Here is a 13,075-nt window from a genome sequence, read left to right as displayed (position 1 = left end):
CTTTTTGGGTTATTAACATTTGTTAATAACACGAGTTCATAACTAGTTGATAAATAGTAGCTTAAAAACACAAGCTACATTAAACTTATTATGTAATTTAGTAAAACAATTAATAACAACCTTGTGTTGGTTACTGCTTTAAAGTAGTATTTACATTTAATTGATTTTAAAACTTTGTTATGTAAATAGCTAATGAGTTTTAGAATAAATACTTAAGAAATTAAATTTTTAAGTATTGATTATTTTTTGAGGTTTTGAAAATACCATATGTAGATATGACTATTGAAAAACCATGAGGTTTTGAAAATTACAACATGCTTAGGTAGATTGTAATAGAAAAAATTAAAAGTTTCGGATAAGGTAGTAGAGATCGAAAGTGAATACGAAAAGAAGAAACAAGGCTTTAAAGTTAATACAACGTGTAAACGAAGTAAACGCACTAAAGTTTCAAGAAAAATAATTACAGATACAAGAGGTGTAACATGTCAATACATTTTGAAAGTTACCCAAATGTATTATTGATTTAACAGATTTTGAATTGAAAAGATGTAAAACTTAGGTTTTGGATTGAGTTAGTGAAAGCTAAATAGATCAGTTGATGTTACCTCAAAAAAGCCATAATTCTAATAGTTAACTCTATTGTGTTATGGCTTTTGTTTTTGAGATAACTTTTACCCGTTATTTTATTTGAAAACGGTTCGTAAAAGGCCTAGTCCAAAAAACCATAACCAATGTTCGCATCTCTAAAGCACTCCAATCATTTATTATAAAACAAGATTTGTCATTCATGCTTTTGCAAGATTAACAAAAAGTGTACTTTTATTGCAAATATTACAAATGAACCTACCTTACATAACAGACAAATCTTTCAATTCAAAAGATTATACAACAAATCAATTACAAAAAGCAGAGTACGATAACTGTACTTTTAGTAACTGTGATTTTAGTAATACTTACCTCTCAGGATTCTCGTTTTTGGAATGCGAATTTATTAACTGTAACTTCAGTTCTGTTAAACTTGGAGAGACCTCTTTAAAAGATGTACGCTTCAATGATTGTAAATTAGTAGGCACTCCTTTTAATGAATGTGATTCATTTTTATTGGCATTAACATTTAAAAATTGCCAACTCAATTTAGCTTCCTTCTATAATTTAAAAATAAATAACACACGTTTTGAAAAATGTAAATTACAGAAGACAGACTTTTCTAATGCAGATTTAAAACAATCAACTTTTAAAAATTGCGATTTACACCAAGTCATTTTTGAAAACACCAACTTAGAGAACGTAGATTTTTTAACAGCATACAACTACTCTATCTCTCCTTCAAAAAACAAAATAAAAGGCGCTAAGTTTTCAAAAAGTGAAGTCTTCGGACTTTTAAAAGACTATGGTATTATAATTGAATAATTATAAGGTGTTTCTCAAATAAAATTAAAGACCAAAATTATATTCCATAAAATCCATTGAAGTCAAACGCTTCTAGCTTTAAATTTATATCGAAATTTTGTATATTTGCTAACCAAAACTTATTCGATAATACAAATCATAACACCCTTTATATATATGTCTACAACACCAAAAATCATTTATACAAAAACAGATGAAGCGCCAGCTTTAGCAACACGTTCTTTTTTACCAATAGTTAAAGCCTTTGTGAAATCTTCAGGAATTAATATTGAAACTAAAGATATTTCTCTAGCCTCTAGAATATTAGCAGTGTTTCCAGATTTTTTAAATGATAATCAAAAGGTGAGTGACGATTTAGCCTTTTTAGGAGAATTAGCAAAAAAGCCTGAAGCTAATATTATAAAATTACCGAATATTAGCGCTTCAGTGCCGCAATTAAAGTCTGCAATTTTAGAACTTCAAGAACAAGGTTTTAAAATCCCTAGTTATCCAGATGAGCCTAAAAACGATACGGATAAAGAAATTAAATCGCGTTACGATAAAATTAAAGGTAGTGCTGTAAACCCAGTATTACGAGAAGGGAATAGTGATAGACGTGCACCAAAAGCAGTAAAAAATTACGCAAAGAAGAACCCACATTCTATGGGAGCATGGTCTAAAGATTCTAAAACTCATGTCTCTACCATGTCTTCTGGTGATTTTGCACATAATGAAAAATCTGTAACATTAGAAACTGCGACTTCTGTAAAAATACAGCATACAGACGCCAATGGAAAAACGACAATTTTAAAAGATAATTTAGCATTATTACAAGATGAAATTATTGATGCTACAATAATGAGTAAAACAGCATTACTTGAATTCTTAGATGAACAAATTGAAGATGCTTTAGATAAAGGTATTTTGTTTTCATTACACATGAAAGCAACAATGATGAAAGTAAGTGATCCCATTATTTTTGGTCATGCTGTTCGTGTTTTCTTTAAAGGGTTATTTAAAAAACATGGTAAAACGTTTAATAAAATTGGTGTTGACGTAAATAACGGTTTTGGAAACTTACTGAGTAATTTAAGCGAATTACCTGACGATAAACACGAAGAAATTAGAGAAGATATTCGTTATGCTTTAGAGCATAGTGCAGATTTAGCTATGGTAAATAGCGAAAGAGGTGTTACTAACTTACACGTACCAAGTGATGTAATTATTGATGCTTCTATGCCTGCAATGATTCGTAGTTCTGGTAAGATGTGGAATCATGATGGAAAACTTCAAGACACAAAAGCAGTAATACCAGATAGTAGTTATGCTGGGATTTATACCGCAACTATCGATTTTTGTAAAGAGCATGGCGCTTTCGACCCAACAACTATGGGCACGGTTCCCAATGTTGGATTAATGGCTCAAAAAGCTGAAGAATACGGTTCTCACGATAAAACATTCGAAATGGCTTCAAATGGAAAAGTTGAAGTTATCAATGCTCAAGGAAAAGTTTTATTATCTCATAAGGTTGAGACTGGAGATATCTGGAGAATGTGCCAAGTTAAAGATGCACCAATCCAAGATTGGGTAAAGTTAGCTGTAACTAGAGCAAGAGCCTCTGAAACGCCTGCAGTTTTCTGGTTAGATAAAAAGAGAGCACACGATGCGCAATTAATTAAAAAAGTAAATACGTATCTAAAAGACCATGATACTAGTGGATTAGATTTAAGAATCTTATCTCCTATCGACGCCACGATTTTTACGTGTAAGAGATTAAAAGAAGGAAAAGATACCATCTCGGTTTCTGGAAATGTATTACGTGATTATTTAACAGATTTGTTTCCAATTCTAGAAGTTGGAACTAGTGCCAAAATGTTATCAATAGTACCATTAATGAATGGCGGTGGATTATTTGAAACAGGAGCTGGTGGATCTGCACCAAAACACGTTCAACAATTTACAGATGAAAATCATTTACGTTGGGATTCTTTAGGAGAGTTTTTAGCATTGGCAGTGTCGCTTGAACATTTTAGTCAAGTCAACAGCAATCCAAAAGCTAAAATTTTAGGTGATGCTTTAGATAATGCAACTGAAACATTATTAGAAAACAAAAAAGGCCCATCTCGTAAAACCGGAGAATTAGATAATAGAGGTTCTCACTTTTACTTAGCGATGTATTGGTCTCAAGAATTAGCGAACCAAACAACAGATAGTGATCTCGCTACAGAATTCGCTCCTCTTGCAAAGCAATTGGCAGATAATGAAACTGCAATTGTTAAAGAGTTGAATGATATTCAAGGTGTTGCAGTAAATATTGGTGGTTATTATGAGCCAAAAGAAGACTTGATAAACGCAGCTATGCGCCCAAGTAAAACATTAAATAGTATTTTAGATTAATAGATATAAATAGTAATTACCTTTTAAAAGCGCCTTTTTAGGCGCTTTTTTTTGCGTTAGAGATAGAAGTAGCATCCTTTTTTTTGTGTACCTCTGCAAAAAAAAAGATATAGTAGATAACACGACCAAGACCTACTTATTTTGCTTGTCTTGGAAACGCCCAAATATTTGTTAAACTATTCTTACAAAATTAAGTTTTACTTAACTTTGTAATCAAAAAATTTGCTCTAAATGAATCAATCAAAACGAGTTGCGTTCTTACTACTGTTTTTTAGTTGTACGTTACTTTTTGCACAAGAAAAATTTACGCTAAGTGGTATTATTCAAGATGAAGATAATAACGAAACCTTAATTGGTGTAAATATTCTTTTTCCTGATCAAAACACTGGAACTACCACAAATGAATACGGTTTTTATTCTATTACATTACCAAAAGGCACTTATAAATTAGTGCTTAGTTATATTGGTTATACGGATAAAACAGAGACGATTGTTCTTGATAAGAATGTTAAGCGTAATTTTATTTTAACCGAAGCAACCGAGAACTTAGAAGAGGTTGTAATAACAGAAAATATTGAAAAACTTAGTATTAGAAAACCTCAAATGAGTGTTAATGTATTAACGGCTTCAACAATAAAACAAATTCCAGTTGTTCTGGGCGAAGCCGATGTTTTAAAGGCAATCACCTTATTACCGGGTGTTACAAATGCAGGAGAAGGTTCGTCTGGGTTTAATGTTCGCGGTGGATCTGCAGATCAGAATTTAATACTTTTGGATGAGGCTACCGTTTTTAACTCTTCACACTTATTTGGTTTATTTTCGGTATTTAATCCTGATGCTATAAAAGATTTAAAATTATACAAAGGTGGTATTCCTGCGCGTTATGGTGGACGCGTATCTTCAGTTTTAGATATCTATCAAAAAGAAGGAAATAGTAAAGAGTTTCATGCTAATGGTGGAATTGGTATAGTGTCCAGCCGGCTATTAGTAGAAGGGCCTTTAAAAAAAGAAAAAGGATCGTTTTTATTAGGAGGAAGAAGCTCTTATGCCCATCTATTCTTGCCGCTTTTCGATCTTGACAATGTTGCTTATTTCTACGATTTAAATACAAAATTAAGTTACAAACTAAACGATAACAACAACATTTATTTGTCTGGTTATTTTGGTAGAGATGTTTTTAACTTGGCTAATAGTTTCGAAAATACTTATGGAAATACAATCGTCAATTTTAGATGGAATCATTTATTTAACGATAAGCTGTTTTCTAATATGTCGTTTATTTATTCGGATTACTATTACGGATTAAATTTAGATTTCGTCGAGTTTAAATGGAATTCTGGTATTCAGAATTTTAATTATAAATACGATTTCAAACATTATTTAAGCAACAATTTCAAATTGCAATACGGTTTAAATAGTATTTATTACAAATTTAATCCAGGAGAAATAGAACCTTCTACTCCTACTTCTGGAATAAATGCAGAAAAATTAATTGATAAATATGCTTTTGAAAATGCTGTATATATTGATGCAGAACATAAAGTATCAAAGAATCTTACACTCGCTTATGGCTTGAGATTAAGCTCTTTTATGCGTCTTGGACAAAATGAATTAAATATTTATCAAAATAATCAAGCAGTAACATTTAACGACAATTTTCAAATATACCAAAGTGCAGATGCTATTGGGACAGAATCTTTTAGCAGAAACAAAACTATAAAAACATTTCTAAATTTAGAGCCTCGATTTTCTGCAGCTTATACGCTAAATCGAAATTCTTCAGTAAAGGCAAGTTACAACCGCATGTCTCAATATTTGCATTTATTATCTAACACAAATTCTCCAACACCATTGGATGTTTGGGCACCTAGTGGTACATATATAAAACCGCAGATCTTAGATCAGTATGCCATTGGTTATTTCAAGAATTTAAAAGATGGAGACTATTCTTTGGAAGTAGAAACCTATTATAAAGACGTTCAAAATAGAATAGATTTTATAGATGGCGCCAACCTAATTGCTAACGAAGCCATTGAAACCGTTATTTTAAACGGAAAATCTAGAGCTTACGGCTTAGAGATATTATTTAGAAAAAACGAAGGACGATTGAAAGGATGGATTGCTTATACTTTATCTAAATCTGAACAAAAAACCGAAGGTCGTACAGCAAATGAAATTGGCATAAATAATGGTAATTGGTATAACGCAGGTTTCGATAGAACGCATGATATATCTATTACTGGCAGCTATAACCTGAGTAAAAAATGGGATCTTAACGCCAATTTCATCTTTCAAACTGGGCAACCTACAACGTTTCCCAATGGACAATATGTTTATAATAATATTGTTGTACCAAATTATAGCCCAAGAAACTCAACGCGGCTGCCAAGTTATCATCGCCTAGATTTTTCTGCCACATATACACCAAAACCAGATAAAACAAAAGGCTGGCAAGGCTCCTGGATTTTCGGTTTATATAATGCTTACAACCGAAGAAATGCGGCATCTATTTCTTTTGCTCAAAACCAAGACACAGGTAATAACGAGGCCACCCGTTTATCAATTTTTGGGGCAGTACCTTCTGTATCTTACAACTTTAAATTCTAAAAAAGATGAAAAATTTATCATACATATTAATACTATTTTTTATAATTTCTTCTTGCGAAGACGTTATCGATATCGAAGTTCCAAACGCAGAACCAAGATTAGTAATTGACGCTTCATTAAATTGGTTTGAAGGTTCTACAGCTAATTATCAAACTATAAAATTATCGCTTTCTGCTCCATTTTTTGATAGCCAAGTGCCTCCCGCAACTGGCGCAAATGTGCTTGTAACAGATCAAAGTAATAACGTATATAACTTTTTAGACACAAATTCTGATGGTATCTACGAGTGTTTCAACTTCAATCCGCAATTAAATCAAGAATATACATTAACTATTATTTATAATAATGAAATTTATGTGGGATTCGAAACGATGACAAGCGTTACGTCCATAGACTTCATAGAACAAAATGATGATGGTGGATTTACAGGAGATGAAATAGAAATAAAAGCCTATTATACAGATCCTGCAGATGAAGAAAATTATTACTTTTTCGAATTTCAAGGAGAATTGGAAACCAATCTAGATTTAAATGTTTATGATGATGAGTTTGTAAATGGTAATCAAATCTTTGCATTTTATTCTAATGAAGATACCGAACCTGGAAACAATTTAATCATTAGAAATTATGGTATCTCAAAACAATTCTACGAATTCATGTTTCTATTGTTACAGCAAACTTCAGAAGGAGGTGGCCCGTTTGAAGTGCAACCAGCAACAGTTCGTGGTAACTGTATAAATCAAACAAATCCAGAAAATTTCCCGTTTGGCTACTTTAGAGCATCACAAGCAACAGAAGTTATCTATACAGTAGAATAGTTTCTATAAATGTGTAATACTATAAGTTTAAATACAGAGTTATAGTTATTACGAATCATAAACAATTAAGAGGATATTAACAAAAAGAAAATCCTAAAGGTATTTATTTTGTCTACTTTTAACCACCATCAATCGAAAAAACAAAATTCATGAGTAAAAAAAGAATTACCATAATAGTAGTTGCAATTATCTTAGCCATTATTGCTTATTCATATTTTAATTCCAGTAGTGAACAAGACGCATCGCTTACCGCAAAAGTAACAAAAGGCACATTTTTAAATGAAGTTTACATTTCTGGTGAAGCACAATCTACAAGCTCCAAAAAAATTAACGGGCCTAGCAACGCAAGAAGATTCAATATTTATCAAATAAAAATTCAAGATTTAGTAGCTGAAGGTACTATTGTAAAAAAAGGAGATTACATTGGAAAACTAGATGCTTCAGAAGTTAACGGAAAAATAAATGAAGCCCAATTAAACCTTGAGAAAGCACAATCGAAATATACACAACAACAACTTGATACTACTTTAACGCTTAAACAAGAACGTAGCTCTATTAAAGATATGTTATATAATATAGAGGAAGACAGTTTAGAATTAGTCCGTTCTATATATGAACCTCCAGCAACTATTAGATCCCTTGAAAACAAAATAGAGAAAACCGAAAGAGACTTAAAAGAAAAGAAAGCAGATTATTCTATAAAGAAGAGACAAGCTAATGCCAAAATGATTGAAGTAGGTACTGAAGTTTCTAAAATCAGTAAAAAAATAGAAGAGCTACAAACGTTACAAAAAGAATTCACTATCACCTCTGATGATGATGGAATGGTTACTTATGTAAAAGAGTGGAACGGTACTAAAAAGAAAGTAGGTTCTACAATATCTCCTTGGGAACCTGCAATTGCAAGTTTACCCGATTTAACAAAAATGGAGTCAAAAACATACAGTAATGAGGTAGATATAAGAAAGATAAAGAAGGGTTTAGTTACAAAAATTGGTTTTGATGCGTTTCCCGAAATAGAACTTGATGGTATTGTTACTGATGTTGCTAACGTAGGAGAAACCAAAGCAGGATCTGACATAAAACTATTTCAAGTTTTAATAAAATTGAATCAAACAAATGAGAATATAAGACCAGGAATGACAACTTCAAACAAGATACTAATTGATAAACAAGAAGATGTTTTAATGGTGCCTTTAGAAGCAATTTTTGCAAATGACTCAATTAGTTTTACCTATGTGAAATCAGGATTATCAATTGCTAAAAAACAAGTGGAATTAGGTCAATCTAATAACGAAGTAGTTATTATTAAGAAAGGATTAAAAAAAGAAGATATTGTTTATTTAAATAAACCAGAAGGTTCGGATGATAAAAGTATAACGCTATTAAAATAGAGATGATAGATAAAATACTTTTAGAAAAACTAAAATCTAATTTTAGCGAAGCATATTGGTTTATTAAAACAAATAAGGTTAGAACGTTTTTAACTGCCTTAGGAATTATTTTTGGTGTGGCTTCAGTAATTACTATGCTTGCCATAGGTAATGGTGCCGAAAAAGAGATATTAGCTCAATTAGAATTAGTAGGTGTTAATAACATAGTGGTTACTCCTATTCTTGATGAGGAAAATGAAGACGCTGAGCAAAGTGATGAAGATGATGGTAAAACGGAATCGAAACGATTTTCTAAGGGCCTTGATATACTAGATGCACTTAGCGCTCAAAAAAACATCCCTAGCATAAAGCTTGTTAGTCCAGAAATAATTCTGAACACATATGTCATCAATAATGGTAGGCAAAATTCAGTAAAACTCGTTGGAATATCTCCTGCTTTTTTTGAAACATCAAATATAAACTTAGAGAATGGAAAAACTTTTTCGGACTATCAAATTAAAAATGCGTTACCAGTTTGTATAATAGGTAAAAAGGTAGAGAAAAAATTATTTACAGGTAAAAGTGCATTAGGAATGCAAATAAAGGTTAAAGACGTTTGGTTACAAGTCATAGGAGTCATTGAAGAAAAGATGATTTCGGATAAATCACAAGAAAATTTAGGAATAAGAGACTTAAATAAAGACATCTATATACCATTAAACACCTTTTTGGTGCGCTATAAAGATCGCAAGATAATAAGTGATAAAATAGGTACTCGAAATAGAAATCAAAACGGTCCAAAAAAGAGAATCCCAAGAGGGAACTATCACCAAATAGATAAACTGACATTACAAGTTTCAAATTCTAAAGAGTTAAAAGCTACTGCTGAAGTATTAAGCAAAATGCTTAAACGTAGACATAATGATGTATTAGATTTTGAAATAACTATTCCTATACAACTTCTAAAACAACAACAAAAAACAAAACAAATATTTAATATAGTTTTAATAATAATAGCAGGAATATCCTTACTAATTGGAGGAATTGGTATTATGAATATTATGCTAGCTTCAGTCTTAGAAAGAACAAAAGAAATAGGAATAATTAGAGCTATTGGAGCAACAGAGGAAGATGTTATATTACAATTCTTGTCTGAATCTGTACTCATAAGCGTTGGTGGAGGAATTATAGGAATTGTATTAGGTGTAATTGGCGCCTATGTTATTGAAATCGTTTCCGGGATAGAAACCGTACTTACCTTAAACTCAATCATGCTTTCATTCTTTATAGCTGTAATTGTTGGCCTCGTTTTTGGAATATTTCCAGCAAAAGCCGCGGCTAAGAAAAAACCAATCGAAGCTTTAAGATCAGAATAATAAACTATGAAAAAAATACTCTTATTAATTATTGTTATTTTCCCATTACTAAATTATGGGCAATCAAAAAAGATAACACTAACAGAAGCTATTGAAATAGCCAAAAAGAAATCTCCTGATTATAAAACAAACCTTAATAGAAATCAAGCAAATTATTGGAGGTTCAGACGGTATAAAGCCAGCTTTTTACCAGAACTAAGACTTAATGCCGTTTTACCTGAATATAGAAATGCTGTTCGAAGAATAACAAATGATGCTGGAGAAGATATTTTTGTAAACCAAAACCAATTACTTATCGAAGGTGGCTTATCAATATCACAAAGTGTACCGTTTACCGGTGGAACTTTATCTGTAAATACAAATCTGGAACGAGTTGAGATTTTTGGGCTTAATGAAAATGTACGGTATTCTGTTATTCCTTTTACTGTAAATTATTTTCAAAATTCAGTTCTATATAATCCGTTCAGATGGGATAAGAAAATTGAACCATTAATCTATGAAGAGGCACAAAGAGACTTCATTGAAAATATGGAACAAATAGCCGTTAATACCTCCCGTCGTTATTTCCAATTACTAAAAGCGCAAATGCAGCTAGGAATTGCAGAAACGAATCTATCCAACCAGGACACTTTATTTAAAATATCCAAAGGGAGATATAGAGTTGGTAAGATTGCAGAAAATGAGTTATTACAAATGGAATTACGCTTTTTGAATTCTAAAAATACAGTCACCACAAATACCATAGAAGTAAAGAGAACATCTCAAAATTTAGCGCGTTATTTAGAACTAGATACAGAAACGTTAGTATTAGATGTTCCTAAAGAGTTACCTCTTTTTGATGTAGATATAGATAAAGCATTAAGTGAGGCACAATCAAATAGAAAAGCAGTAATAGAGTTTAGAAGAAAACGATTAGAAGCCGAAAAAGAATTAGCTTTTCAAAAAGGTAACAATCGATTAGAGTTAGGAGTATCTGCTAACTTTGGGATTTCTCAAAATGGAGATGATTTTAATAATCTATTCAACGATTATAATGAACAGCAAAGTGTTAGGGTTACTGTTGGTATTCCAATATTTGATTGGGGAGTTTCTAAATCTCGACGAAAAATGGCTGAAGCAAATTTAGATTTAACCAACAATAATATAAATCAAGACAGACAAGAATTTGAGCAAGAAATATACTTGCATGTTTTAAACTGGTCTAACCAACGAGATTTCTTAGTAACATCAGAAAAAGCCAAAGAAGTTTCAATGAAGCGCTATGATATTTCTAAAAAAAGATATGTCTTAAATAAAATAACCCTAACAGATTTAAATATTGCATTAGAAGAAAGAGACAGAGCTATATTACAATATTTAAATTCTCTTGAAAACTTCTGGAACGACTATTATATACTAAGACAACTGACACTCTACGATTTTATAAAAGACAAGAAAATAGAAGTTGATGATATTATTTACAATTAAAACATCAAAACTAATTCTTATTTTTAAAATATGAGTTTTATAAAAACTACTGAGACAGAGTCTAGCTACAATCATCTAGAAAAGATGAGTATTAAAGAATTATTAATTAATATTAATAATGAAGATAAAACAGTTTCAATAGCTGTTGAAAAGTCATTACCACAAATTGAAACACTCATAGAGCAAATCGTACTAAAACTAAAAAATAGTGGCAGACTGTTTTACATTGGAGCCGGAACGAGTGGAAGACTTGGCGTTCTAGATGCATCAGAATGCCCTCCGACTTATGGTGTATCTCATGAAATGGTTATTGGTATAATCGCTGGCGGCGACACCGCTATTAGAAAAGCTGTAGAATTTGCCGAAGACTCCACAACTCAAGGCTGGAAAGATCTACAAGCACATAACATTTCTAAGAACGATATTGTAATTGGTGTTGCCGCATCTGGCACTACACCCTACGTAATTGCAGCTTTAAAAGAATGTAATGAAAAAGGTATTATTACTGGTTGTATTTCATGTAATAAAAATAGCCCATTATCCAATGCTGCTCAGTTTCCTATTGAAGTAATTGTAGGTCCAGAATTCGTAACTGGAAGTTCAAGAATGAAAGCTGGGACAGCACAAAAACTAGTACTGAATATGCTTTCAACTTCCACAATGATCCTACTTGGAAAAGTTAAAGGAAATAAAATGGTGGACATGCAACTAAGTAATAATAAGTTGATTGATAGAGGAGTCGAAATGATTATGTCGGAACTTAATATTGATAACGTTAAAGCTAAGAAGCTTTTACATAATAATAACAATAACGTAAGAGCTGCTATAAATGCCAATAATGCTTCACTAAATGGAAACTAAAAAAACGGATAAAGAATTATTAACCAAAGGATTACAAAAAATGGGGATATCCCTAGCATTAATGTTCTTAGGCCCAACTCTTATTTACGTAGCGTTCAGTAATCAAGAAAAAACGCTCTATATTCCATTACTTCTTTTAGGGATTTTAGGCTGTTGTGGTGCTATCTATTTTGCTTTTAAAGGGTTGAATACAATTCTTGATAGTATGTTTAAGAGCAATAAAAACTAATATAATTTACTACTACTTTTCGAGTTTAGGGATTGTTACCCAAATAAAAAACTTCAAAATGTATATTAAATCTATCAGTGTATATACAATAATGACGGTAGCGGTAGCTTGCTCACAATAAGAGAAATAATTAAGCAAAACCTTCTTTAACAACTACTAAATCACCTAAACCGTCTTCTACATAATAAAATTTTGAATAATTAAATTAGGATAGTTCGTTACACATTAATAACAATAGCTAGATTCAAGTAATAAACGCAACTTCTGTGTTAAACAAAAGATTTTCCATTACTTCTAATGGTGTATCAAATTTATGCCTTTTTCTTGGTCTATCATTTAATTTTCTTTCAATCCTTTTAATTTCTTGGTCAGGTATGTTTGAGAAGTCCGTTTTCTTTGGAAAATATTGCCTTATTAAACCATTTAGATTTTCATTAGCACCTCGTTCCCAAGGTGAATATGGATTTGCAAAATAAAAATCAACGTGTCATCCTTCCGATACTTTTTTGTGTTCTGTAAATTCCTTTCCATTATCTGCCGTTATTGTATTGATATAGG

At 31.4% G+C, this 13,075-nt stretch carries 9 protein-coding genes and 1 pseudogene (1 of these 10 only partly in view); 9 read left to right on the top strand and 1 reads right to left on the bottom strand.

Features of this window, described 5'->3' with window-relative positions:
• Positions 1-837: 837 nt before the first annotated feature.
• The 9 genes from RH82_RS02535 to RH82_RS02495 all read left to right on the top strand — a co-directional run bounded on the left by RH82_RS02535 (position 838) and on the right by RH82_RS02495 (position 12,517).
• Positions 838-1,410 (top strand): pentapeptide repeat-containing protein, encoded by a 573-nt coding sequence (locus RH82_RS02535; RefSeq protein ID WP_034057802.1) that lies wholly within the window; start codon positions 838-840, stop codon positions 1,408-1,410.
• Positions 1,411-1,566: 156 nt separating this feature from the next.
• Positions 1,567-3,786, top strand: a complete 2,220-nt coding sequence (locus RH82_RS02530; protein ID WP_034057801.1) for an NADP-dependent isocitrate dehydrogenase — start codon at positions 1,567-1,569, stop codon at positions 3,784-3,786.
• A 231-nt stretch (positions 3,787-4,017) separates the two neighbouring features.
• Positions 4,018-6,393, top strand: a complete 2,376-nt coding sequence (locus RH82_RS02525) for a TonB-dependent receptor (protein WP_034057799.1) — start codon at positions 4,018-4,020, stop codon at positions 6,391-6,393.
• Between the two features lie 5 nt (positions 6,394-6,398).
• Positions 6,399-7,211: a DUF4249 domain-containing protein gene (locus RH82_RS02520; protein WP_034057797.1), complete on the top strand. Its 813-nt coding sequence runs from the start codon at positions 6,399-6,401 to the stop codon at positions 7,209-7,211.
• Positions 7,212-7,360: 149 nt separating this feature from the next.
• Complete coding sequence (locus tag RH82_RS02515) at positions 7,361-8,605, top strand: efflux RND transporter periplasmic adaptor subunit (RefSeq protein WP_034057795.1); 1,245 nt, start codon at positions 7,361-7,363, stop codon at positions 8,603-8,605.
• A 2-nt stretch (positions 8,606-8,607) separates the two neighbouring features.
• Positions 8,608-9,960, top strand: coding sequence for an ABC transporter permease (locus RH82_RS02510; RefSeq protein WP_034057793.1), 1,353 nt, complete (start codon positions 8,608-8,610; stop codon positions 9,958-9,960).
• Between the two features lie 6 nt (positions 9,961-9,966).
• A complete protein-coding gene (locus RH82_RS02505; protein ID WP_034057791.1) occupies positions 9,967-11,427 on the top strand; it encodes a TolC family protein in 1,461 nt (486 codons plus the stop codon).
• 30 nt (positions 11,428-11,457) lie between these two features.
• On the top strand, positions 11,458-12,288 hold the full coding sequence (murQ, locus tag RH82_RS02500; protein WP_034057790.1) for an N-acetylmuramic acid 6-phosphate etherase: 831 nt from the start codon (positions 11,458-11,460) through the stop codon (positions 12,286-12,288).
• Positions 12,278-12,517 carry a DUF6095 family protein gene (locus RH82_RS02495; protein WP_034057788.1) on the top strand — a complete coding sequence of 80 codons (240 nt, stop codon included), beginning with the start codon at positions 12,278-12,280 and terminating at the stop codon, positions 12,515-12,517. Before murQ ends, RH82_RS02495 begins: the two co-directional genes overlap by 11 nt.
• 244 nt (positions 12,518-12,761) lie before the next feature.
• Here the strand turns inward: RH82_RS02495 and RH82_RS02490 are convergent.
• Positions 12,762-13,075 (bottom strand): annotated as a pseudogene (locus RH82_RS02490) (IS30 family transposase) (it continues 664 nt past the right edge of the window).

It is taken from the genome of Lacinutrix jangbogonensis, from assembly GCF_000797445.1.
Lineage (GTDB): Bacteria > Bacteroidota > Bacteroidia > Flavobacteriales > Flavobacteriaceae > Lacinutrix > Lacinutrix jangbogonensis.
The sequence above is the reverse complement of the archived record's forward strand: the minus strand, read 5'-3'. Positions and strand labels throughout refer to the sequence as shown.